This is a genomic window from Saccharospirillaceae bacterium, from assembly GCA_022448365.1.
Taxonomy (GTDB): Bacteria; Pseudomonadota; Gammaproteobacteria; order Pseudomonadales; family Oceanobacteraceae; genus Bacterioplanoides.
In genome coordinates this window covers 584,779-609,349 of sequence record JAKVCS010000001.1, presented here as the reverse complement: position 1 = coordinate 609,349, position 24,571 = coordinate 584,779, and the positions used below count along the sequence as shown (strand labels likewise).

22 protein-coding genes and 2 pseudogenes are annotated in these 24,571 nt (G+C 48.9%); 10 read left to right on the top strand and 14 right to left on the bottom strand.

Translation table 11 applies throughout. The annotated features are described in order from the left end of the window. Positions 1 to 38 precede the first annotated feature (38 nt). The 5 genes from sufD to MK185_02775 all read right to left on the bottom strand — a co-directional run bounded on the left by sufD (position 39) and on the right by MK185_02775 (position 5,143). Positions 39 to 1,343 (bottom strand): Fe-S cluster assembly protein SufD, encoded by a 1,305-nt coding sequence (gene sufD / locus MK185_02795; GenBank protein MCH2039547.1) that lies wholly within the window; start codon positions 1,341 to 1,343, stop codon positions 39 to 41. Between the two features lie 10 nt (positions 1,344 to 1,353). Further along, positions 1,354 to 2,103, bottom strand: a complete 750-nt coding sequence (sufC, locus tag MK185_02790; protein MCH2039546.1) for a Fe-S cluster assembly ATPase SufC — start codon at positions 2,101 to 2,103, stop codon at positions 1,354 to 1,356. A gap of 163 nt (positions 2,104 to 2,266) precedes the next feature. Then, complete coding sequence (sufB, locus tag MK185_02785) at positions 2,267 to 3,760, bottom strand: Fe-S cluster assembly protein SufB (GenBank protein MCH2039545.1); 1,494 nt, start codon at positions 3,758 to 3,760, stop codon at positions 2,267 to 2,269. 390 nt (positions 3,761 to 4,150) lie between these two features. Beyond that, a complete protein-coding gene (locus MK185_02780) occupies positions 4,151 to 4,819 on the bottom strand; it encodes a TIGR04211 family SH3 domain-containing protein (GenBank protein MCH2039544.1) in 669 nt (222 codons plus the stop codon). A gap of 24 nt (positions 4,820 to 4,843) precedes the next feature. After that, positions 4,844 to 5,143, bottom strand: coding sequence for a YciI family protein (locus tag MK185_02775; GenBank protein ID MCH2039543.1), 300 nt, complete (start codon positions 5,141 to 5,143; stop codon positions 4,844 to 4,846). Positions 5,144 to 5,377: 234 nt separating this feature from the next. Between MK185_02775 and MK185_02770 the strand changes: the two genes are divergently transcribed. The 3 genes from MK185_02770 to trpS all read left to right on the top strand — a co-directional run bounded on the left by MK185_02770 (position 5,378) and on the right by trpS (position 8,154). Continuing rightward, positions 5,378 to 6,238 carry a PHP domain-containing protein gene (locus tag MK185_02770; GenBank protein ID MCH2039542.1) on the top strand — a complete coding sequence of 287 codons (861 nt, stop codon included), beginning with the start codon at positions 5,378 to 5,380 and terminating at the stop codon, positions 6,236 to 6,238. A gap of 99 nt (positions 6,239 to 6,337) precedes the next feature. Further along, a complete protein-coding gene (locus MK185_02765) occupies positions 6,338 to 6,958 on the top strand; it encodes a threonylcarbamoyl-AMP synthase (protein MCH2039541.1) in 621 nt (206 codons plus the stop codon). A 176-nt stretch (positions 6,959 to 7,134) separates the two neighbouring features. Further along, complete coding sequence (trpS, locus tag MK185_02760; GenBank protein MCH2039540.1) at positions 7,135 to 8,154, top strand: tryptophan--tRNA ligase; 1,020 nt, start codon at positions 7,135 to 7,137, stop codon at positions 8,152 to 8,154. A gap of 174 nt (positions 8,155 to 8,328) precedes the next feature. Here the strand turns inward: trpS and MK185_02755 are convergent, their stop codons facing one another. Further along, positions 8,329 to 9,618, bottom strand: a complete 1,290-nt coding sequence (locus MK185_02755) for a protein kinase (protein ID MCH2039539.1) — start codon at positions 9,616 to 9,618, stop codon at positions 8,329 to 8,331. A gap of 103 nt (positions 9,619 to 9,721) precedes the next feature. Here MK185_02755 and MK185_02750 point away from each other — a divergent pair, with 103 nt between their 5' ends. From MK185_02750 to MK185_02740, 3 genes are all read left to right on the top strand, one after another. Then, on the top strand, positions 9,722 to 12,007 hold the full coding sequence (locus tag MK185_02750) for an ATP-dependent helicase (protein MCH2039538.1): 2,286 nt from the start codon (positions 9,722 to 9,724) through the stop codon (positions 12,005 to 12,007). 356 nt (positions 12,008 to 12,363) lie between these two features. Next, complete coding sequence (locus MK185_02745) at positions 12,364 to 13,578, top strand: DUF4124 domain-containing protein (GenBank protein MCH2039537.1); 1,215 nt, start codon at positions 12,364 to 12,366, stop codon at positions 13,576 to 13,578. Positions 13,579 to 13,714: 136 nt separating this feature from the next. After that, a complete protein-coding gene (locus tag MK185_02740) occupies positions 13,715 to 14,200 on the top strand; it encodes a peptidylprolyl isomerase (protein MCH2039536.1) in 486 nt (161 codons plus the stop codon). Between the two features lie 79 nt (positions 14,201 to 14,279). Here MK185_02740 and MK185_02735 read toward each other — a convergent pair whose 3' ends face one another. The 3 genes from MK185_02735 to MK185_02725 form a co-directional block, all read right to left on the bottom strand. After that, a complete protein-coding gene (locus MK185_02735) occupies positions 14,280 to 15,443 on the bottom strand; it encodes a putative manganese transporter (GenBank protein MCH2039535.1) in 1,164 nt (387 codons plus the stop codon). Between the two features lie 26 nt (positions 15,444 to 15,469). Next, positions 15,470 to 15,964, bottom strand: coding sequence for a hypothetical protein (locus MK185_02730; protein MCH2039534.1), 495 nt, complete (start codon positions 15,962 to 15,964; stop codon positions 15,470 to 15,472). An 89-nt stretch (positions 15,965 to 16,053) separates the two neighbouring features. Continuing rightward, entirely contained in the window at positions 16,054 to 16,902 is an 849-nt protein-coding gene (locus MK185_02725) for an HDOD domain-containing protein (protein MCH2039533.1), read from the bottom strand. A 225-nt stretch (positions 16,903 to 17,127) separates the two neighbouring features. Here MK185_02725 and MK185_02720 point away from each other — a divergent pair. The 3 genes and pseudogenes from MK185_02720 to MK185_02710 all read left to right on the top strand — a co-directional run bounded on the left by MK185_02720 (position 17,128) and on the right by MK185_02710 (position 18,434). Continuing rightward, positions 17,128 to 17,172 (top strand): annotated as a pseudogene (locus MK185_02720) (hypothetical protein). Then, positions 17,170 to 17,520 (top strand): annotated as a pseudogene (locus tag MK185_02715) (FKBP-type peptidyl-prolyl cis-trans isomerase). Before MK185_02720 ends, MK185_02715 begins: the two co-directional pseudogenes overlap by 3 nt. Positions 17,521 to 17,627: 107 nt before the next feature. Continuing rightward, positions 17,628 to 18,434: a transporter substrate-binding domain-containing protein gene (locus MK185_02710; GenBank protein MCH2039532.1), complete on the top strand. Its 807-nt coding sequence runs from the start codon at positions 17,628 to 17,630 to the stop codon at positions 18,432 to 18,434. Positions 18,435 to 18,532: 98 nt separating this feature from the next. Here the strand turns inward: MK185_02710 and MK185_02705 are convergent, their stop codons facing one another. Together MK185_02705 and MK185_02700 are read right to left on the bottom strand one after the other, a co-directional pair. After that, positions 18,533 to 19,390, bottom strand: coding sequence for a CPBP family intramembrane metalloprotease (locus MK185_02705; protein ID MCH2039531.1), 858 nt, complete (start codon positions 19,388 to 19,390; stop codon positions 18,533 to 18,535). Between the two features lie 174 nt (positions 19,391 to 19,564). Next, positions 19,565 to 21,019 (bottom strand): RsmB/NOP family class I SAM-dependent RNA methyltransferase, encoded by a 1,455-nt coding sequence (locus MK185_02700; protein ID MCH2039530.1) that lies wholly within the window; start codon positions 21,017 to 21,019, stop codon positions 19,565 to 19,567. A gap of 387 nt (positions 21,020 to 21,406) precedes the next feature. On the opposite strand from MK185_02700, the gene tmpT reads away from it, so the two are divergent. Next, positions 21,407 to 22,066, top strand: a complete 660-nt coding sequence (gene tmpT, locus MK185_02695; protein ID MCH2039529.1) for a thiopurine S-methyltransferase — start codon at positions 21,407 to 21,409, stop codon at positions 22,064 to 22,066. On the opposite strand, the gene tsaA is transcribed toward tmpT, so the two are convergent. The 3 genes from tsaA to MK185_02680 form a co-directional block, all read right to left on the bottom strand. After that, positions 22,058 to 22,774, bottom strand: coding sequence for a tRNA (N6-threonylcarbamoyladenosine(37)-N6)-methyltransferase TrmO (gene tsaA, locus MK185_02690; protein MCH2039528.1), 717 nt, complete (start codon positions 22,772 to 22,774; stop codon positions 22,058 to 22,060). The genes tmpT and tsaA overlap by 9 nt on opposite strands. A 131-nt stretch (positions 22,775 to 22,905) precedes the next feature. Next, a complete protein-coding gene (locus MK185_02685) occupies positions 22,906 to 23,850 on the bottom strand; it encodes an alpha/beta hydrolase (protein MCH2039527.1) in 945 nt (314 codons plus the stop codon). 21 nt (positions 23,851 to 23,871) lie between these two features. After that, on the bottom strand, positions 23,872 to 24,567 hold the full coding sequence (locus MK185_02680; protein ID MCH2039526.1) for a hypothetical protein: 696 nt from the start codon (positions 24,565 to 24,567) through the stop codon (positions 23,872 to 23,874). Between the last annotated feature and the right edge of the window lie 4 nt (positions 24,568 to 24,571).

The window sequence follows — 24,571 nt, the reverse complement described above, 5'->3', positions numbered from 1 at the left end:
GTTTCACCTGTCTCTTTTTTGCACACAGAGTCTGCGCATTAAGCAATATGGCGGGTCAGAGATTGCTCACGACCGAACCGATGCGCCAGAATCGGACGTAAGTAATTGCCAATGGCTTCGTCCGGTAATGCTTCTAACAATTCATTAATAAAACCAAAGCTCAACATGACCTCTGCTTCCCGTTTGGAAATGCCCCGGCTTTGCATATAAAACAGCGCTTTTTCTTCCAGTTGAGCTACGGTTGCACCGTGTGCACACTGTACGTCATCGGCGTAAATCTCCAGCTCAGGCTTGGTATTAATTTCCGCCTCGTTAGTGAGCAGCAGATTCTTATTGCTCATTTCTGCCAGTGTTTTCTGAGCATCCGGATGAATATGGATTCGACCGTTAAATACCGCTTTTGCGCTGTCGTTCATAATGCCGCGGAATATTTCATTAGTCGTACAACGTGGTACCTTGTGTTCGATGCAGGTATGGAAGTCCACCAATTGTTTATTCTGTGGAACATAAACGCCGCTCATTTCGACATGAGAGCCACCACCGTTATGGTTAACCACAATGTCATTGCGCGTCAGCTTACTGCCGAGGCCCAAATGAAAGGCGTGATATTGTGCATCACGGTCCAGATCGACATGGGTTGCACCAATATGCAGAGCATCTTCCTGAGACATATTCAGGCGATAGTGTTGTAGCTTGGCGTTAGCGCCAATCGCAATCTCGGTTACAGCATTAGTAAAGTTGTTTTGTTCGGCATCAGCAGAGGCATAGTGCTCAACCAGTGTGGCATTAGCACCTTGCTCAACCACGACCAGCAAACGCGCATTAACACTGAAAGCATCGGCTTGCTTAGTGGTTAGCCAGCTTACCTGAATCGCTTGCTGCTGCTGAACATTTTTACCAACGTGCAGTAATACGCCGTCGGTTAGCTGCGCATTATTGAGTTCATTAAATAAATGACGATTCTGACCTGCTATGATGGTGTCGAGTTTTGCGGCGATGAGTGCTTTCTGGTCGTCGTTTGCCTGGCTGAATAACGTCAGATTTTCCAGTGCTTCGTTGCTGGACAACTCTTCTGAAATCACGCCGTTCACAAAGACCAGACGTTGGCTGCCCAGTGCCGGAATGGTTGCCACACCGTCCAAGCCTGCCGCGCTGTGGCTGCTGGCCACATTACCATAGACACCTTCCGTCAAATGACGCAGAGAGGTGTATTTCCATGCTTCGTGTTTACGGGTTGGAATTACCGCTTGCTCAAACGCAGCGCGGCCAGCCGTATTTAATTCAGCATAGGCGGAAGAGCTTGCTGCTAAAGCCAGTTGTTGAGCTCGAAATTGTTCAGACATTCTCAGCTCCTTATTGGCCAGCTTCTTCTAACCAGCCGTAACCTTTTTCTTCCAGTTCCAGCGCCAGTTCTTTACCACCGGATTTAACAATTTTTCCGTCGGCCAGAACGTGTACATAATCAGGTACGATGTAGTCCAGCAGTCGCTGGTAGTGAGTCACAACGATAAAACTGCGGTTTTCGTCACGCATGGAGTTAACGCCTTCAGCGACTACCTGAAGTGCATCAATATCCAGACCGGAATCGGTTTCATCGAGGATGCACAGCTGCGGTTCCAGCAGCATCATCTGCATTAATTCGTTACGCTTTTTCTCACCGCCGGAAAATCCTTCGCTGACACCGCGTTTCAGGAAACTTTGATCCAGGTTGACGGCTTTGCACTTTTCACGCGCCAGTTTCAGAAACTGAACGCTGTCCAGCGGGTCTTTGCCCTGATGCTCGCGAACTGCGTCAACGGACGCTTTCAAAAACTCCAGATTCGATACACCCGGAATTTCAACCGGGTATTGGAATGCCAGGAATAAACCTTCCCGGGCGCGTTCTTCCGGATCCATATCAAGAATATCGGTGCCGTTTAATTCGGCGCTTCCACCGGTAACGTCATAACCTTCACGACCTGCCAACACATTACCCAGGGTACTTTTACCGGCACCATTCGGGCCCATGATGGCGTGAACTTCACCCGGCTTAATCTCCAGGTTCAGGCCTTTGAGGATATCTTTTTCTTCAACCTTGGCTTGCAGGTTTTTGATGCTAATCATGGTGTTTTCCAAAATTTCTAATTTTTACATCAGCGTTTTCTGGCCGCTGAGGGAAAGTACAGGTTGTTGTCTACGGCAGCTTCCGGCAGAAGAGAGACTGGCGAAGGGGACAATAACCGGTGATTCCTTAACTCGTTATACAGAACCGTTGGCTCATGAATGATTAACCAACAGATCCTTCTAATGACACTTCCAGTAACTTGCCGGCTTCAACCGCAAACTCCATCGGTAGCTCTTTAAATACCTCTTTACAGAAACCGTTTACGATCATAGAGACGGCTTTTTCAGTATCAATGCCCCGTTGCTGACACAGGAATAACTGGTCATCACTGACGGTTGAGGTTGTCGCTTCGTGTTCAACCACCGCCGACGGGTGTTTGCTTTCGATGTAAGGGAAGGTGTGAGCGCCGCACTGATCGCCAATTAACAGTGAGTCACACTGGGTGAAGTTACGCGCACCCTTGGCATTCGGCCCCATACGCACCAGACCGCGGTAAGCGTTCTGGCTCTTGCCTGCTGAAATACCTTTGGAGATGATGGTTGAGCTGGTGTTCTTGCCCAGGTGGATCATCTTGGTGCCCGTATCGGCTTGCTGATAGTTGTTGGTTAAAGCAACGGAGTAGAACTCACCAACAGCATTATCGCCCTTTAAAATACAACTTGGGTATTTCCAGGTTACCGCAGAACCGGTTTCTACCTGAGTCCAGGAAACCTTCGCGTTGGTATGAGCGACCGCACGCTTGGTTACAAAGTTGTAGATGCCACCTTTGCCTTCGGCATCACCCGGGTACCAGTTCTGCACGGTGGAATATTTAATTTCGGCATCGTCCAATGCAACCAGTTCAACCACCGCGGCATGCAATTGATTTTCATCCCGCATCGGTGCAGTACAGCCTTCCAGGTAAGAAACGTGAGAGCCTTCATCTGCAACAATTAAAGTCCGTTCAAACTGGCCGGTTTTGGCTTCGTTAATACGGAAATACGTCGACAGCTCCATTGGGCAGCGCACGCCTTTGGGGATGTAGACAAACGAACCATCGGAGAACACTGCAGAATTCAGTGCAGAATAGAAGTTATCGCGCTGGGGCACGACGGTACCGAGGTATTTTTTAACCAGTTCCGGATGTTCGTGAACGGCTTCCGACAGTGGCATAAAAATCACACCGGCTTCCGACAACTTCTCACGGAATGTGGTAGCAACCGACACTGAGTCGAATACAGCATCAACAGCTACGCCAGCCAGTGCCATTTGCTCATGCAGCGGAATACCAAGCTTTTCGTAAGTCTTGAGCAGCTCAGGATCTACCTCGTCGAGAGATTTCGGCTTATCTTCCATGCTCTTTGGTGCGGAGTAGTAAGACAATGCCTGGAAGTCTGGTTTTTCGTAATTAACGTGTGCCCAATCCGGCTCTTCCATCTGTTCCCAAGCCCGGAAGGCTTTTAAGCGCCACTCGGTCAGCCACTCTGGTTCACCCTTTTTCGCGGATATCCAGCGTACAACGTCTTCATTCAGGCCCGGTGCAATGGTTTCGGATTCGATATCCGTGACAAAACCCGCTTGGTATTCACGGTCAATACGATTGCCGATCTCGGCGTCTTTACCGGTTAACTCGACCGTTGCCTGAGTTGTTTGTTCGATTTCTGCACTGCTGCTCATAGCTGTGTCTCTCTGAATATGCGTGTTGCTGTGCCCTGGCATCCTGCGGTGGCGAGCGACCTGTCCCGGGTCGGTGAACGGTAATTGCATCTGAATACATTGGCGTTTTGCAGTCTGATTTTGAGATGACGGCGTCATTCGCAAACAATTCAGAAAACCTGAGTATTTTACTCAGGCTTTTCGCGTTTGCCAATAATCTATACCAGATTGGTATGCATTGATTATCGAAGTGGCGATTCTAACAAAATGGACGAAATATGACCAATTGAGACAGATTCCTATTCCCATTCGCGTTAATGGCACAATTGCGGTGCATCAGATGCCGAATTCAGGGACGAAAAAAGCAGCCTAAGCTGCTTTTTTGACGGAAAGAGTGTCGCCTTTTTTGGCTTAAGCCCAGCCACCGTTGCGTTTACCACCACGTAACGATGGCAATAGCAGCCCAGCGAAGATGCCAATGACCACCAGGCCGCCACCGTAAATCAGATACGTTTGCTGTCGATCGTCGCGCAGTTGTGCGTTTTCAGCGGTTAATGCTTCAACCTGGATTTCCAGTTCCTGATTGCGTTGAGTGAGCTTTTTACTTTTTTCATCCAGTGCCAGAGCATTGGCAGAAATGGTTTTGATGCGCTTCAGTTCTTTTTCCAATTTTCCCTGACTGCGGTTAAGGCCAGAGCGGTCACTTTTCAGACTCTCTACCTGAGTTTCCAGCTCACTCTTTTGTGTTTTTAAAGTCACCAGTTCGGCTTTGATTTTATCCATTTCCCGATTGGCCAGAATCAGCTTCTCTTTAGCGATTGGCTCGTTCACCAGAAAGCGGGTTAATACCCAGCCTTCCAGGCCTTTGGAAGTCTTGACCTTGGTGTATTTCTTTTCCAGATCTTCTTCAATAAAGATCAGGTGCTCACCACTTCGCAGTGCTTTGAGAATACGAAACTCATTGCCGGGACCACTGCGCAGCTGCAGCCACAGGCTATCAGCAACATAACGTTTTTCCACCGCTGCTTGAGCGGTCATGGCAAATAACAGAGCAACACTGGCTAACAGAATCTTTTTCACAATCATGTCCTTGTCGGTCGCAGATTAGGGCAGTACTTTCTTAAATGGCTTTACAGTAACGCTGGCGTAAACGCCTGCGGCTACGTAAGGATCGGCATCCGCCCAGCTTTGTGCGGTTTCCAGCGAGTCAAATTCCGCAACCACTAAGCTGCCGGTGAAACCGGCTTCACCTGGATCATTGCTGTCGATTGCCGGGTGTGGGCCTGCAATCAGTAAGCGGCCTTCATCTTTTAATGCGTTCAAACGTTCCAGATGAGCCGGGCGAGCACCCATGCGTTTCTCCAGACTGTTTTCAACATCCTGGCTGATAATGGCATACCACATGCGCTTACTGCTCCTCATGGTTCATGTAGCGGTATAAGAAAAGAGACTGACGGATAATAAAGAGGATTGTCAGGTCGAGCAAACTGAATCCTCAGAAGTTAGTTATGGCGCACAAACCTGTGTTTCTGATTGATGGCGTGTGAGAAGCCGTAATTACAAGGTTGCTACTGTCGCTTATTGACGTCGCGGCCATTACAATAATCGGACATACCCAGTTAACAACAGAGCAGCGTTGTGATTTCAGAATTTGATTTGCATTGCCACACTACCGCATCTGACGGTAAACACGCCCCAGCCGATCTGGTCGCACGCGCTTGTGAACGGGGTATCAAAACGTTAGCAATTACTGACCATGATACTGTTGAAGGTTACCGCGAAGCGTTGCCGGTAGCGCGGGAAAAGGGCCTGAATCTGATTCCGGGAATTGAACTGTCGTGCGTTTGGGGTGGTGTCACCATCCATATTGTTGGGCTGAACTTTGACCCTCAGTCTGAGGTAATGCTGGCTGCGGAGCAGGCACAGATTGAAGCGCGTAAGCAACGCTCGCTGATCATTGCCGACAAACTGTCGAAAAAGCTAAAGCATGATATCGATATCAAAGATATACAGACGATTGCCGGTGGCGATGGTGAGGCCAGCGAGCTGGTGGGACGCCCGCACTTTGCCCAATACCTGATTGATCACAACCTTGTACCGGATATGGCGACGGCTTTTAAAAAATATCTGGGTGCCGGCAAAGTAGGTGATGTACAGGCTAATTGGCCGCAGCTGGATAAGGTGGTGCGCTGGATTGTTGATTCTGGCGGCATTGCAGTTATGGCTCACGCCCACTTATACAATATGACACGTACCAAGTTGCGCGCCTGCATGGACGATTTTGTCGACGCTGGTGGCAGTGGTCTTGAGGTTGCGTACGGTATGATGGATAACAACCAGCAGGGCCAAATGAAAACGCTGGCGAAAGATTATGGTCTCAAAGGGTCTTGTGGCAGCGATTACCACGGTCCGAATCGTTTTGGATTAGACCTGGGGGTGATGCCGACATTCCCGAAAGATATTGATCCTGTATGGTCTGACTGGCAATTAGTTGGCTAAAAATCGGTTAATTCGCCCTCGGCACTCCTGTTAAGGGATATACTGCACGCTCTAATAAAATATTCTATTGTCTGCGCTGGCAGACATAACGGAGCAACAGTGAGTCAGTTCTTTCAGATCCATCCTGAAAATCCACAGGCACGATTGGTTAAACAAGCCGCGGAAATTATTCGCAGTGGCGGTCTAGCGGTTATTCCCACCGACTGTGCCTATGCTCTGGCATGCCGCATCGGCGATAAAAACGCGACAGAAAAAGTCCGTCGTTTGCGTCAACTCGATAAACATCACAACTTCACCTTGTTGTGCCGCGATTTATCGGAGCTGTCTGACTTCGCCAAAGTTGATAACGTCAAATACCGTTTGCTGAAGAATCACACACCGGGCGCTTTTACTTTTATCCTGGAAGCAACCCGCCAGGTACCTCGTTTGTTGATGCATCCGAAAAAACGCACCATTGGTATTCGGGTTCCGGATAATCAAATTGCGATGGATCTGCTGTCTGAGATGAATGAACCGATCATGATTACCTCGCTGATTATGCCCGGTGATGATATGCCGATGTCGGACCCGTACGACATTCGTCAGCAGCTGGAACATGAGCTGGACCTGGTAATTGATGGCGGTTATTGCGGTTTTGAAGCCACGACCGTGATTGATCTGATGGACGAGGCACCGGAGGTGTTGCGACAAGGTGTGGGTGACGCTTCAGCGTTTGTGTAATCGCTTTTTTATCCCCCGATTCTGCTTCAATCCAATAGGTATGGTTCCCCTTACGACGGGCACGCGGGAAGATACCCATGCTTATTGGATTGCCAAAGTGGTGAACTTTGTTAAGAGCGGTGAAACAGGTATCATGTCGCGCTTTCTATTCTCTCAGTTTTTACAGAGTCCGTTTCATGAGCAAGCAGCGCGTTCTTACTGGTATTACCACCACTGGCACCCCACATCTGGGTAACTACGTTGGTGCAATTCGTCCGGCAATTGAAGCCAGCCAAAACAGCGACATCGAATCTTTCTTCTTTCTGGCAGACTACCATGCCCTGATTAAGTGTCAGGACCCTAAACTGGTTCACCAGTCGACCACTGAGATTGCAGCAACCTGGCTGGCTTTGGGCTTAGATACCGACAACACCATGTTCTACCGTCAGTCGGACATACGCGAGATTCCGGAACTGACCTGGATGCTGAACTGCATCTGCGCCAAAGGCCTGATGAACCGCGCTCACGCTTATAAAGGTGCGGTCGATGCCAACCTGGCAGAGAACGAAGACGCCGATAAGGCCATTACCATGGGTCTGTTCAGCTACCCGGTATTAATGGCTGCCGACATTCTGATGTTTGGTGCTAACAAAGTACCGGTAGGCAAAGACCAGATCCAGCACGTCGAAATGGCGCGTGATATGGCTCAGCGTTTTAACCATATCTATTCCAGCAAAAAGAACCCACTGTTAACACTGCCGGAATATGTGGTGGACGATAACGTCGCGATTTTGCAGGGCTTAGACGGCCGTAAGATGAGTAAGAGTTATGGCAATACCATTCCTCTGTTTCTGACTGAAAAACAGCTGCAGAAACACATCAACAAAATTAAAACCAACCTGTTAGAACCCGGCGAACCGAAAGACCCGAATGATTCGACCGTGTTCCAGATCTGGAAAGCCTTCGCAAACGAAGAGCAGCTGGCTGAAATGACACAGGCTTATGCCGATGGTATTGGCTGGGGCGATGCTAAGAAAAAACTGTTTGCTCTGGTTAATGAAGAAATTGCCGAAGCTCGCGAAAAATACAACGATCTGCTGACGCGTCCACAGGATATTGAAGCTGAGCTGCAGAAAGGTGCTGAAAAAGCCCGCAAACTGAGTGTTCCGCTGATGGAACAGGTACGTGAAGCCGTTGGTATTTTTGGTCTGAAATAAAAAGCTAATTTTTCTGCCGAAATAAAAAAGCCGATCCTAGTGATCGGCTTTTTTGTGTCTGAAACTCTTAAATTAATACCTGCTATTGTTTTTGTAGCAGCGATAGGATGTCGCGTTAGCATCTAGCTACAGGGATGTAGCACAGATGCGGTGGCTAAAGATAATAGTAGGTATTTATTTAGAAAGAGTTTTCAGGACTTTTTTAAAGTCAGGTCTTTGACTTACATCCTCAATAAAACACCGATCTCTTAACGAGTTCAGCATCTTCACCAAACCATTTTCATCGTCCAGCGGATTGGCTGGCAACGTTAATAAATCATCCAATAAACAACCTAGCGCTCTTACCTCCACTTTCTCCATATCGGCACGTTGATTCTCAGGAAGTGTCTTACAGTCAGAAGCCGCACCAAAATCACCAATCAGGATTTCACATTGATCATTCACCAGCGTGTTATGAGCGTATAAATCCCCATGACTGACACCTTGCTGGTGGAGGTGATGGGCCGCGCTGGCAAAATCAGCAGCAATTTTAGCGATTTGTTCTGCGCTAAAAGAAACGCCTTCAGCAAAGGTATCGCGACTGCAGGTATCAAAATTGGGTGGGTTGCCCAGGTTACGGTAACCCGCTGGAATCAACTCCATTACGATACCAAGCTCGCCAGGGTCTTTAATCTCACCAATGGTTTTTACAATATGCGGGTGATGGCCAGCATCGAGGCAGCAATCTAATTCGTCCTGCGGATAACCGTCGCTGGTGACATCGCCTTTAAATAATTTAACCGCGATATCTGGCTTACCCAGGTGTTCATGAGCTTGCTTCCAGTGACCACGATAAATGGTGCCAGAGGCGCCTTCGCCCAGCTTTTCGTCCAGCTCCAGATCATCCAGATGCACAAACGGTACTGTTTTCGATGCGTGCTCCACGCCGGTAAATACCGAACTGGAAAACGGATTACCGGCAAAAGCCAGCCAGGATAAGCGGGGCAGTTTGAATAACCAATCGGGCAGTGCCTCAAAGCGATTAGCTGATAGACGAACCAGTTCGAGGTTACGACAGTTAGCCATGCTGTCTGGCAGTTCGGTCAGTTGATTGCCCGCCAGTGCCAACTTCTGCAGGCGATGCAGCTTGCCCATAGAGTCCGGCAGGCGCGCCAGCTGGTTGCCGGTCAGAATCAGCCAGCGGGTATGCTCCGGAATGCTGTCTTCAGCAAATTCCGTCAGCTGATTTTCTTTAAAGGCGATCATCTCCAGAGCCGGGCACTGGGCCAGTACTGGTGGAATATGAGTAAAACGGTTGTTGGTCAGGAACAGGATCTTTAGCTGCTTAAGCCGGCTGAAGTCATCTGGCAGGTCCGACAATTGGTTATTACCCAGATCAAGGATTTCCAGCGTATCGGCATGATCGAATACTTCACGCGGAAATTCGGTTAATTGCTGCTGGATCTGGATACGTGTTTCGCTCATGAATGCGTCCTGACGATGAATCGGGCCGCCATAATAAGGCAGATTGACTGATTTAGGGAATGAATGGTTTCAGTTAGAATGGGCGTCATAACCGGGGGCCAACTTGAATAACTTAACATCTGAACAACTTGCGGTGGTCAATCACCAGCAAGGTCACGCCAAAGTCATAGCCGTTGCCGGCGCTGGTAAAACCACCACGCTGACGCACTTTATTGCGGCGCGTCTGGAGCACAGCTGTGATCCCCGGCGGATGCTGGTGTTGATGTATAACAAGGCCGCACAGCAGGATTTTGAGGCCAAGCTGCAACGTTTGTTGCCCGGTAAGCCATTACCTCAGATTCGCACCTTTCATTCGCTTGGCCTGCGAATTTATCAGCGTCTGATTCAGCAGGGGCATTTACCTGCGTTCCAGGATAAATTGCTGTCTGACGGTGAAGTCGAAAATGTCGTCTGGCGGTTATTGCAACAAATTGCCGATGACGACACCCGCCAGGAAATTCTGTCGCAGAAAAAGAAATGGGTTGAGCCGGCAATGGGTTTTATCGATCTGGTTAAAGCCGGACTTTTACCCCCGGCGGATGTGTTCGACACACTCGATTTATCACCGGCTTGTCGCCTGTTTGTTGAATGTTTTGAGCAATTTGAACAGTGGCGTAAATCGCAAAACCGTATCAGCTTTAACGATATGATTTACGATCCGGTGATGTGCTTTCGCCGTAATCCGGAAGTCGCCGCGCATTTTGGCGGCCATATGCAATGGATATTGGTCGACGAATATCAGGACATTAACGAGATTCAGCAATATTTTCTCGAAGTATTATATGCCGGCCGTGGCTCGGTGATGGTGATTGGTGACCCGGACCAGACCATCTACGAATTCCGTGGTTCGAAGCCGGAATTTATTGTGCAGGAATTTGATCGTCGTCTGGGTCAATCTCAGCAAGCGGTTAGCCGCTATACATTGCCACATACCTTTCGTTACGGACATGAAATCTCACTGCTGGCCAACCACCTGATCAGCCACAACCAGCAACGTGAACCGGTATTGTGTTTATCCCATCAGAGCACTCCCGTCAGTCAGGTGCAGCTACATCAGGCGCATCACGAAGCCCGGTTAATTCTGACCCTGATCGAAAGTGAAGCGGAGAAGCGGCCGCTGGAACAGATTGCCGTTATTAATCGTTTATGGGCGTTATGTGCGCCGGTTGAGCTGGCGTTACTGCAGAAGAAAATCCCATATCAGTTACATAATTCATTGTCGGTACTGGATCGCTGGGAATTGCATATTTTCTGGCTGTTGCTGGAAATTGCGGCGGCGAAATTTTCGCAGCGCAGTCAGTCTGAACGAGAGCAGGCCTGGCTGCATATTCTGACCACGCCGTATCCCAAAATTAAACGTTCGATGTTAGAGCAGATTGCGAAAAAAACCGCCGTTGCTGAACAGGATTTTGCTGAAGCTATGGTTGAAGCCATTCCGGATGACATTTCCAAATGGCAAAGAGAACAACTGGAAGCCCGGGCGGCTGTTATTGCTAATGCTGAGCATATTAATACCTCGGCCTTCCGTATTATTCAGGATTATATCGATGAGTCTGATTTGTATCAGGGTATCGAAGACAGCGCATTTTCTGCCCAGCAAATCGAAGACCGGCGTCAGACCATAAAGGCATTTGTTGCTTTTATTAAAGAAAGCCAGCAATCCAGCCGTGCTGCCCATGACTATTTACTGGAGTTAAAAGCACAGCGGTTACAGCAGGAAAATAATACCGGTGTACACCTGACGTCGATTCACAAAAGTAAAGGGTTGGAGTGGCCGGTAGTAATTATTCCGGGATTAAATGCCCAATATTATCCGTATCACCCGGAAGGCGAATTTACCACGGCGGCCAGTGAAGAAAGTGAGCGGCGATTATTATACGTTGCTATGACCCGTAGCCAGCAGCAGCTGCATTTGTTGGCGCCGGCATTTGACTCAAAACGACGTAAGAAGCCCCCAGAGCACGAAAAAACCAGCCGCTTCCAGCGAGAACTGAATGTGGTTGCCAGTCAGTCTGTTGCCAGAGCAATTTACCATAATGTTGAACACCAACAGCAAAACGAACTAGAGCTGGATATTAAAGCCGCCTGGCTTGATCGATACCTGGCGGAACAGCACTGCGCTTTAATGGTGAGTGAAAAGCCGGCGAAAAAACCGACGCTGCAGAACGATTTTATTATTGATCGCAAATATCCGGAGCCTGAGACCAAGCAGCGGGTACGCCACAACGTTCTGGGAGCGGGCTATATCCTGTCGGAAGATGATCAGTATTTAAAGATACGCTTTGACGGAGAGACAAAACTGAGAACCCTGAGCCGGGAAAAAATTGCTGGGTTATTGCAATACGAATAACAGAAAACATATCTGACACACACTGCTTTTGCAGTGTGGCAACGGTGCTGATGGTCGCCATTTTATTCGGCTGATGCTGTATTCAGCCGGTATCGCCTTACTACCGTGATTTGGATTTAAAGGAAAGCAGCCGTTCAGCAATTGGAGTTTTGTGACCTGAGTCGCAATTCGGCGCTGGCGTTTTCAGTCTGGCGCTAAAGCACCAATGTTAGTGGTTACTTTTCAGCTGATTCTTGGCTAAATTAAGAAATGTCCTGACTTTCTTTCTGGCTTCAGGTGGGTTTCCCGAGACTGACCTAGATTTGGGGTATCCAAGCGTTTATCCCGTGTTTCTGTTCTTGCTGAGAGGTCGGAGAGTGAAATCCCTTTTTCAGATTTTTTTCACCTTTGCCATTGCTATCGCAGCGACGGAGCTATTCTGGATCAGCAGTTCACCGGATCAGCGGGTGCGTTGGTTGAGAGTATTACCAGCTCCTGGGCTCGAAACCCTTGTGGTCACTGAAACCACTCAGCCAATCTTGCCACAGCTGCTGAATATTCTCGCCAATCCCGTCCAGCAAAGAGTGATCGCTACCGAAAAACGCGTGAGCCCAGAGCAATTCCGGCTGACCAAACATCAGAGTGTTCCTCAGAATAAAAATACCAACAGTCTAACCCGGGCTCATTACAGCCATGTGCGCCAGCACTGCGTTAAACCACCCACTCAGGACATTACGGCAGTTGAAAAACAGTCCATATATCGTTGGACCGACGCAAATGGCAGAGTTCATTTTGGTGATAAAGCGAAGAGCCAGCGCGCCGAAGATATGAGTAAAGCCTACGGTCGTCGAACTCAGGGCGTCAAACTCAACATTCAATACATGGGTTGGGAAGGTGACAGAGCACTCAGCGCAGAGTTGAAAAAACAGGCGAGTCTGATGTACCGCATACTGACGCAGTACATCCCACGTCATGAATGGCGCCAGATTAATCTGAATTTGATGATTTTTCCGAGTCAGGCAAGGTTTGAACATTATAAAACTGAGCAAGGGGCAAACGCCGGGTGGATGGCGTATTACGACGGTCAAAATAACCAGGCTTACCTGGCGCGTCAGGCCAATCATGAGATGACCATGCGCATTGCCCGTCATGAGATAACACACGCCATGATGGTGGGCATGCTGGGTACCACACCCATCTGGATCAGTGAGGGACTGGCGCAATACCTCGAGCGCCTCGACTGGCATATGAGTGCTGCGTTGGTGAAGGTCGACCAATCTGTCTTTGATCGTTTAGCAAGCCACAACAGCGGTGGTTTTGCTCGTGTGGCGGAGCTGAGTCATTTCGAATTTAACAACATCGATCAGGCAGATAACTATCACCAATCATCAGCCATGATGCATTTCTTATTGGGGCACCGCGCCGGTCAGTTTTGGGTGAAAGAAGTGCTGGGTTATTTTGCTATTAATCCGTGCGGTCCTTATGACGCTGAGCGCTTTTTTAATCAAAGCTACCCCGGTGGTATCGCGGGTGCCAGCCAACAATACAGCCAGTGGCTGCAGGCCCGTGAATATCGCACCCATTACTACTGATAGCGCTCCAACCGCGGCTGACAGATCAAAACAGTAAGGTTTCTTCTGATAACCGGAGTCGTTATACTCACACCCAGAGTAAGCAGGTAGTCGATACTACCTGCTTTTTTTATTTCTCACGCTGACAGGACTGTATATGACAATCGCACAGCACAAAGTTGTAACCATTCACTATAAAGTTGTTGATGTTGATAGTGGCGACGTTATCGATTCCTCCGAAGGCGCAGAGCCAATGACTTACCTGCACGGTGCGCAGAACATTATTCCGGGTCTTGAGAATGCGTTAGAAGGCAAGCAGGTTGGTGACGAATTTGAAGTGACGGTTGCCCCGGCTGACGCCTACGGCGAATACAGCGATGAACGTATTCAGCAGGTTCCGGTGGCCGCCTTTGAAGGTGTCGAAAACGTTGAGCCAGGCATGGCATTTACAGCAGATACCGAACACGGTCCAGTTAATCTGATTGTTACGGAAGTTGACGATACAACGGTGACGGTCGATGCGAACCATCCACTGGCGGGTAAGTCTCTGTCGTTCAGTGTGCAGGTTGAGTCTGTTCGCGATGCGTCAAACGAAGAAGTGGCTCACGGTCATGTACACGGGCCGGATGGTCATCACGACTAACCGCTCAGATTGATAAAAAAACGCAGCCATTGGCTGCGTTTTTTTATGCTTGTCGATCAGTTACCAATACCAATCATGATTACCAGCCCAGATTAAATGTGACTACGCCAACAATTGCCGCCGGTACTGCGCTGTATAGAGTCGCCTGAATGGCTGCTTTGGGTGCAAGCGCAATAGCAGGGAATAATGCGTCGCCATCATTGCTGATTGCATTCGCCAGTTGCGCCGATAAGGGTACAACACCATTGAGATAGAGTGTGGTCAAAACAATTTGGGGGCCACATCCAGGAACAAAGCCAAGTAAAACGGCAAACAATATGGCCAGACTACCGAAGTTATAGAACATCGCCTGAAAGTTCAGTCCGGTGAAATACACCAATAACTCATAGCTTAAAAAACCGGCAATAACCCATACGGAAATGAAACTGGTTTCAGCGACCACTGTTTCGCGCAGATATTTAATTTCATTTTTTGCCGCGAATCGTGCTGACCAGGAGTCCAGAGGCTGACTGATCCACACCGAGATGCATAACACCGCGCCGAGAAAGCCAAGCCATTGGACAAGCTCTAGTTCTGCCCAGCGTCCGAACAGTTGATTGCTATCATACTGAAAAGCCTCCAGCAGGCCGAATAGCGTGCTGGGGATTAGCATTAACACAAAAAAAGCACTGAGCTTGGGTGGTAAGCGAGGAATCGTAATATCAGCGTCGTCGGTTTTATTCTGCGACGATTTCAGATAATGATGCCCGTGAATGGCATTAACTAAATAGCCCGACAGCACACCTGTGATCAGGCTGATGCCATACACCAATAACGCGGTTTGTGGTTCCCTCGACAGCAGCAGAAAAGCGGCATCGCCCATGGTGGCAATCAATACGGCGACCAGCGCACCAAAGCTCATTTGGCCGTTAACAAACTGAGTAACGACAATAATCGCACCACCGCAGCCAGGCAGAGCGCCCAACAAAGCGGCAACCGGCACCTGAAAGATACTGTTTCGATTTAACACCTGGGTCAGCCCTGACTTCATTTGCCGATCCAGTGCATAAAATACCGCGAGTGTTGCTGCGATAAAGATACTGACTCCGAGATAAGCGTCACTCAGAGTCGACATGATCAGTTCAAACAGTTGCGGGTCGGCAATATGAAGAACGTATAGTGATGTCAGCATCAGAGAGACGAGCAAGTGATCTCGTCCGGGTTTGATCATGGATACCATTGGTTTGCCACCGATGTGAGTCATCCCGGTTCTTCTCAATACCCGGGCAATCACGATGCCATTCCAGCGACAGTATCCGTCTTCGCATTCAGGTTGTTCAGCAAGTTGCTGACAAAGTCCAGGTGTGCCATGTTCTCATTCATATTGCGGTAGGATAAATCAAAAACCTGATAATCGTATTCCATCGATATGGCGCAGATTTCGTTGTAAGCCTTCACTGAAAACGCTTCATTTTTTTGCAGTTGCGCCAACAGGTAGTTCGTCGTCAGTTTCTGTGTCGCCGGCATCTTGGCTAATGTGGATGCCTGAGGCAGACTGCCGTTAAGACGTTCGATGCACTGTTTTATCGAATGCAGGTGATCCTGGTCTTCATCCAGAGCGCTCTGGCAAAGATCAGAAATGTCAGGGCTGATGCCTGCAGCGTTATTGAGGAATTCTGCATACAACTTGTGTGTCAGCAGTTCGTTACTGGCAACAGAGTGCAGCAGTGTGAGCAGGCGCTCAGGACGATTGCCTTGTATTGGCAGGGTTTTGAAAGAAACCACGTGCGATACCCGTCTTACATATTAATGATAATTATTATCATCTAGATGCGATTGCTTGTAAAGTCGTGGTTTCTGATTAGGGCATGCAGCTAACTTTCGTCTTTCATACCCTCCAGTACATTTCGCTTCAGGCGTTCAAGCTGCATATCGTTTAAACCGAGATAATTCATAATCACCTCTGCCAGCTTTTCCCATTCATGATTTATCGGGGCCTGGGCAATAAAGCCGGACGAATGGGCAATTCGTTCGGCCAGTTTGAGCATGGCAATCAGCTTCAGTTTGTCGTCGTCATCACTGGTTTGGAATGCATTCCTGATCCAGGGCATGGAATGATGATAACGAATCACCTCAACCGCGGTAGCATCCAGGTGCCAGCGCTCAGCCAGTTGGCCACTCAATTCCGCGTGACTGATTCCGAGGTGATGTTTTTCGAAGGGACCAATCGCTCCGCTTTCATGACGATAAGCGGCTTTTACGATGTTTCTGTAGCGAGTGGTGTGGTTGTAGATCAATGCCATTCCAATGTTATGGAACAATCCTAATTCGTAAGCACTGTCTGCTTCTGTCAGCTTTAACTCTTTAGCGATTAATACCGAAGCTGCTGCAACCCGGTTCGCGACACTCCAGATTTCTTCGGGAAAACTTTGATTGCTGTTAAAAAATGCACCGCGCAGTGAGCGCCCGGTTGCCAGACGGACAATGCGGTCCTGCCCTAGGAAGCGCACAGCTTCCTCTATGTTGGCAATCTTACGAACCAAATTGAAGCAAGGAGCGTTAATGGTGTTTACCACCTCGTTGGCGAGTTCTTCCTGCTCTGCAATCATTTTACCGATGGTGTTCAGGTCTGCCATTGAACGGCCGAGTGTTTCAATAATAGCGGGTGGTCCTGGTATTTCTATTTGGTCTGTAAGATCAATCTTTTTAGCAGCTTCTGACATATCGGGCCTACGGCGGCAGTTGTTCATATAATTCAATATAGTTGGCTGGATTCAAATTTCATGTTTTAAATGGCGAAACGACGGTATTCGGGACATAATCGTCCCTCTGTTTTGTTGTTTCTTTTATCAATTTTTTAATGAGGAATTCGAATGAATATTATTGGTGTGGTCGTCTTGATACTTCTGGTTATCTGGGGGATACGACGAGCAACAAATAATAAGAAAATGGCTGAGGATAATAAAAGTAAGGCCAAGGACTTCTGGACTGAAAATGCCAGCAAAGAAGGCGTTGAGCAAACCCGCAGCGGTCTGCAATATCTGGTTCTGGAGGAAGGAAGTGGCAACACTCCAGCGGCCACCGATATGGTCAAGGTTCACTACCACGGTACGTTATTGGATGGCAGTGTATTTGATAGCTCTGTTGATCGTGGCCAGCCAATCAGCTTCGGCTTAAATCAGGTGATTCCTGGCTGGACTGAAGGCCTGCAATTAATGAAGGAGGGTGGCAAAACCCGCTTGTTTATCCCGTCTGAGCTGGCTTATGGCGATCGGGCTGCTGGTACAATCCCTCCGGGTTCACTGCTGATTTTTGACGTCGAGTTGATCGAAGTTCAGTAACACAGCTGAGTGGGGCGTTGAGCTCTCCAACCCAACATCGGTTCGTTGATTTCTAAATGGTGTGCAGCAGGCTACGCTTATATGTAAGTTAACCAGAGCTTATCGCTATGAACGGACCTATCGCCCGCCGGAGTGCGTCAATCTGCTGGATATTGTTGCTGTTATGGCTGCTATGTGCAGAACTGCGAGCTGAGACCTTGCGGGTGGGGATCAGTGAGCTGGACTTCCCACCTTACCATTACTTGAGTGACGACAAGCTGGTGGGGGTATCCATTGAGTATGCTCGAGCAGTCGCGGATAAGGCCGGCTATCAGTTGAATTTTGAACGCATACCGTTCGAGCGGATTCTGCATGAACTGCGCGATGGCCGAATTGATATGGTTGTGCTGCTGTTTAAAAATCAGCAACGCGAGGAATACATTCACTATCTGGATCAACCGTATATTCATGAAAAAAGTTATATTTTGGTTGCGACCGATCATGAGGTATTTCCCGACCGCTTTGATGGTGATTTCCGGGCATTCAAAGATTATCCAGTTGTCAGCGTTCGCGGCTACTTTCACGGAGAGCAATTTACGGAAGCCAATTACCTCGAGAAGCAGGAGGTAACCAGTGAATCCGAAGTAGTGCGTCGCCTGCTCTCTGGTCGACCAATGGTTGCTATCAGTAACCGGGCCATTGTTTCTTACCATGCGCGATTGCAAAACCAGGAAGACCGGATTCGTGTGCTACTGCCGGCGATCGACAATGGCGAAGACTATCTGGCTTTTTCCCGTAAACTTCGCAATCTAACAGAAGTGGTTCAACGGTTTAATCGTGCCCAACAGCAATATATGAACTCAAACGCCTACCAGACACTGATGAAAAAGTACGGTTTTGACGATGATCCTGTGTTGTTGCAGCATCGCCAATAATCGATCTTTCCCAAATGCCGGGCACCATCCTGAAAAGAGAAGATCGTTGCCAAAGGCTGATTTGCGTTTTTGTCTCTCGGCAGAAAAGGCAGCCTGACCTATCGGAACCATTGCTCAGGCAGACCTTTGGTCTGAATCATTGCTGCAAAATCCATCGTCAGAGCGATGGCAACATGCACCGCCACTCCCCCCCAGATAGACCGTGATTTCAACGCCAGAACACCCAGGAAAAAGCCAAACAAAATAGCCCCGGTCGACTCCAGCCAGAGTTTAGGGAAATGCAGCATCAGATAAGGTAAGCACATAACCGCAATCGACAGGCTCCCAAGCTGGGTGCGTAAACCATTCACCAGAAAACCACGGAAGAAGAACTCCACTGCAATAAATTGGGTGATATAAATACATTCCCACAAAATCAAATCGAGCCAGCTGATGTGAGCCAGATCATAGAAGGGATAATGATTCGCAAAATCACTGCGAAAGCTGGCCATAATAGCGAAGCCGATAATGGGCGTTGTCAGTAATACATAACCCAACCAATGTTTATGGACGTCGCCCAATTGCAAACCATAGTCTCTCAGCGGCTGTTTCAGCAGCACTTTAATGGCGAAGACCGGAATTAAAATAAAGGCCAGAAGATGCCAGCTACCCCACCAGACATAACCCAGTAATTCACGGTATTGGCTATTGTAATAAGCCCTGAGCCATTGGCCGCTACTATCAGAGAACCAGCTTTCCAGCATTGGAATTACCGTGGATAAGTTACTGGAGTATTTCAGATAGTGCAGCATCAGCAGACACACACAAGCGATGGCAATAACGACCCAGGCGCGGTTCTTCAATGTGACTTCATCGCAATGCTCACGATCAACCTTTGCTTGTTCATCAATGGCATTTACGTGAGACCAGATTTGTTTGGGGTGTAACCAATAAAGTGGGTTTTTGAAATGACTCATAATATCCGTATCGGGTTATGACTGCCCACAACGGGTCAGTTGTTGCGGTATTATCCGATCCGGCAATTGATTTGCCAATGCCTGCATATTCGTCAGGCTCAGTCGCCTGCTCGTAAGACAAAATCTGCGCCAACTGAGTCGCTAATAATCGCAGTTGATGCAGATATTGGTGTGTCAGCGTTTCACTAAGCGTGCATAGAACATGCAGTCTGCGTCGTCATCCGGCGCGCCTACCATGCATTGTTCCAGCAATTCGAAGTGTGTGTACTGTTCTAAGAAACGTTCAACCTGTTGCTCGTTTTCAGTCAGTTGCCAGCTGCAGGTGGCGTACACCAGTTCGCCGCCCGGACGCACAGAATCGGCAGCATGGGTCAGCAATTGTTGTTGCAGTTGGCACAGTTGCTGTGTGTCTTCAGTGTTGAAACGCCAGCGGGCATCCGGGTTGCGGCGCCAGGTTCCGGCAGAAGTACAGGGCGCATCAATTAACACCCGATCGAACCCCTGTTGTTTTTTAATCTCGGCCGGCAGGCGCAGTGGAGCCTCGCCGTTCCAGGCAAAGGTGCGGATATTCTGAATTTCTGCGCGTTTGGCACGACGCTTCAGTTCATCCAGTTTGAAGGTTTTCAGGTCGGTGGCGGTCACTGAACCTTTGCCATTCATCTGTGCGGCCATTGCCAGAGTTTTACCACCGGCGCCGGCGCAGGCATCCCAGATTTTCATCCCCGGTGCGGGCTGACAGGCAGCGGCGATTTGTTGGCTGGCAAGATCCTGAATTTCAATCTGACCGGCCTGATATTCTTCGCTGCTTTGCAGGGCTTTGCCGCCATAAGCCGCTAACAGTGATTCACCATTGATGTGCTTCAACTGAGCGTCGATGCCCTGATTTGACAGTGACACTTGCAATGCTTCCAAATCGGCACCGGGTTTTGCACGCAGCCACAGCGGTGGGAACGAGGTTTGTTTTTTGACAAAGTTCTGGAGCTGTTTGTTGTTCCAGCCACTTTGTTGTGCGCGTTGCTCCAGAAGTGGTAGCCATTGTGGTCGGATGCCGTGCCACAGTAACCACAGTGGCGTTAACGGCTGTTCCAGTGCCTGATGTTGAACTGCTTCAAATAAACGCTGGCGGTAGAGGGTGTCGCGCAGTTCGGTTGACGATTTCTTATAGGAGGAAAGCCAATCAGCTTGGGTACGCAAACCAAGCCAGTACCACATGGCTTCCGGGTTCAGCTGATCAAGTTGTTGTTCTTGCCATTGTTGATCCCAATCGAGCCAGTCGATCTCCTGTTCTTGGCGGTATTGTGCTTCCAGAGCGGCTGCCAATTGCTGAAAGCGAGCTGCCGTCATCATCGCAGCATTCTGTAGCCAAACACTGCGACTGCTAATTTTATGCGACGGGCGACGCTGGCGTGCTGTGCTGTGGTACTTGCTGAGCCAGCGATCCAGTGGTTGTGGCGTATCTTGCTGTGCTTCGCGCCACTGTTGCCACAATGCGACCAGTTCGTGATGGTGAATCTCGCTGGAACTGGGTTGGCGTTGTCCGCCTTCCTGTTGATTCCTGCCCGATCTGCTCTTTGCTCTTTTGGGGTTTAGGCGGTTGGAAGACGAAGGACGACGTTGTGGTTTGGGCATAGCAGAAAATCCGGGCATAAAAGTGTGCGGAGTTTATCAAAACGGCCATGGAGATTCCCCTGTTGAGTTGTATGCAAAGGAACTTTTGTATTGCTCGATAGTGATTCACCGGCGGATCTTTCAATAAGCCAGGCTGCTCGTTATCGACGGTCTGTCTCGTCAACATTGCGAGCTTTCGAAGTGCAGAGTCTCCCCGCTAAAAACAGCGATAATGACATCAGGAGGATGTTAACCGAACTGCGTCTGTTACCAGCCAGAAGGTGAACGCTTAAAAACCAGCCTGGTGGCAACAAGACAGTAAATTATCAACGAATTATACTGGCGCCAATTTACCTTAACGCGAATCACCGAGCTGCATTCAGCCGAACTGAGACAGGGGCACTATTAATGGACAGTAACTTCTGGCACCAACGCTGGGCAACAAATCAAATCGGTTTCCACCTTGGAGAAGTGAACAAAGCACTCTTGAAATACTGGCCTGCTATGGCGTCAGTGAAGGGGCAGCGGATTTTTGTGCCGCTGTGCGGTAAAACCCTGGATATTGTCTGGTTGTTACAACAAGGTGCAGACGTGATTGCTGTTGAACTCAGCGAAATTGCGTTGGATGAGTTGGCTGCGGATATCAGCAATCAGTTATCACTTGCTATCGAAAAGCGCAGCGATGGCGATAAGATTATCTATGAGGCCGATAAGCTGACTTTGATCTGTGGTGATTTTTTTGCATTGTCTTCAGAGGATGTTGGCTCGGTAGACTGGAGTTACGATCGGGCTGCGCTGGTTGCTTTGCCTCAGGAAATGCGTCAGCAATACAGTCAGCATTTGTGTTTCATCAGTGACAATGCGCCGCAGCTTTTAATCACACTGAACTATCGCCAGGATGAAATGGCCGGCCCGCCATTTTCACTGATAGAGCAAGAAGTAAGGACTCTTTATCGGGGTAACTACCAGGTTGAGTTACAGGAAAGCCGTGAGCTTATTGACCAGGAACCTAAGTTCAAGCAGCGCGGTGTCACATCGTTTAAGCAGGATGTGTACTTGTTACGCTGAGTCCTCGTTATACCGTGTCACCGATACGATCTGAATCTGCTTTGATTCGGGGTAGTGCCAGCTGATATTGAGATCCCAAAACCGGACACCGTAGTGGTGTTGAGGATCTGGCTTTTGATAGGCCGGTTTGGGGTCTTGCGCCAGACATTGCTCAATCAAAGCAACAACGTCTCGCTGTAATCTTTTACCGTGTTGCTGAGCGGATTGATGGGCATAGTCATTCCAGTTAACGGCGACTGTATCAGGTGCCTCGCTGGCAATCTGGTTATAGGACGAATGGATACAATCGGCATAGGGGACGTAGGGTTTGATATCAAGAATGGGGGTACCGTCGAGCAAGTCGATACCACTGACCCATAATTTATGGCCATCCACCCGTTGCAGTTTGACCACCGATTGTCCCAGGCTATTTGGCCTGTGTGTTGCTCGACTGGCAAACACTCCGATTTTTTCATTGCCACCGAGGCGGGGTGGGCGGACTCTCAGATGAGGTTTGTCGTTTGTCTTTGGCAGCGCCTGATGAAATTGAAAAATCAGCCAGACGTGGCTTACCTGCTCGAGTCCGGCAAATGCTGCTGGTTGGTCATACGGTGGAATAAGCTCGATGCAGGCTTCAGCAGCGGGCGCCAGTGCCGGCTGTCGCGGGATTGCAAACTTCTCGGCAAACGGGGTGTGCGCAATCGCCACGGTATTCAGCTCAATTGCCATGTTATACGCCTTTACTGCTGTAACTAAAAGAGCCGGGATTTTAACTCCGGCTCATTATGGTGACGAGTAATAATCACCGCATACGACGAAACGAACCAAGCCCCGTTTTATTTGTGTTTCCGATGCGTTGGTTATTCTGCAGCGGCGACAAACTCAGAGTAGAGAGTGGCTGTCTCTTCCGGAATTTCGACCATCGGTAAGTGGCCGATGCCCTCGTAGATTTTTACCTGAGCGTGCGGAATCTTTTGCTTAAAGACTTCGACAGCTGACACATCCAGAACGCGGTCCTCTTCGCCCCAGATAATTAACGTTGGCATGGTGACGGTTTTGCTCAGGCGAGCTTCGAAGTCACTGTTCTCAAGCTGTTTTCGGGTTGCTAACAGATCTTCAAAGATCTCTTTATTAAGCTGTTGGCGAGCGAGAGTTTTGCGCATCAGAGCCGGGCGCAGTGGCCAGGGTAGCAATGGCGCTTTTGACATTACAAAATCCATGCGGTATTCGAAACTGGCTTCATCCGTAGCAATCAATGGGTTGTTACCCGCTTCAAGCGCAGCCATATATTCGCTTTGATTCGGTGCATCGACACCGGCAGCATCAATCAGTGTCAGGCTGCTGATTTGTTGTGGATAAAGCGTGGCATAAATTGCACTGATGGCGCCGCCCATGGAGTTACCGGCGATATGAAATTTGTTGATATTAATATTCGCCATTAATTGATTCAGTCGTTCTGCCTGGCGAATCAGATTATAGTCTTCCCCTTTTGGAGCAGGCGTATCACCGTGACCCGCCAGGTCAGGCACGATCAGACGATAATGGTCAGGCAGTTCGGCAGCGAACTGAATCCAGGTGTCTTTATTGGCAGAAAAACCGTGCAATAGCAGCATAACCGGGCCTTCTCCCTGGCGTTCCAGGTAAGTCATGGTTACGTCGTTAAGTTTGCTGGTTTTAACCTCCAGACTGGCTGCGTCACGTCCCATTTTGACAACGGTCTGTAGCAGGCTGTCTTGCTGGCTATGGCTGCAAGCGGTCAGTATCAGAATAAGACCCGCAGCTGTAATAAGTTTGCCAAGTTGCATGTGAATATCTCTTTATAATCGTTATGTATTCCGCGGAGGAGTACTGTCGAATTGCGTGCTGTTTTGCAGCAACTGAACCAGTTCTCCGGCTGCTTCCAGTGCGGCCGCAATCGCTTGTTCATCCAATAGGTGCTTTGGACGGTATAGCAGCAGGATGCCATTACTCCATTCTATGTGAAGGTGAGGATGTGCCAAAAGCCATTGGCGAACGTGTGGTGTAAGTAATCGATTGGTTTCTGCCGGGCGTTCGCTGAATACCTGCCAGTTGCTGATTTCCGGATGAAGTTGGCCGGTTTGTAGGCGGGTCAGGGTATCAATCTCCGGGCCGGTAAAAGCGTCGCCTTGTAACCAGGATTTTTGCTGAATTCTTAATTTGCTGCAGGGCAGGGGGCAATGAATAAGCACCAATGTCTGGTTTGCTGTGCCATCATTGCTGACCAGACTATAGTCGAACAGATTCACGGGTAGCTGTTGGTTATTACTCGTCAGCTTCCCTTCGATTAGATGACGAAAATTGCGGAATTGACCAATCTCAATGATATAAAAGTGAGCATCCCGCATTTCGCTGCTGAGAGCCGCAAACGGCCTATAGTTCAGCGCCAGCTGATCTGCGCAACGACGTAACTGTTTTGTGCGGTTGTCTTTATCCACGAGCAGTAATAAAAACAGCGATACAAAGATAACCAAAAGCACAATAAGACTTAAAACCACTGTCATAGCA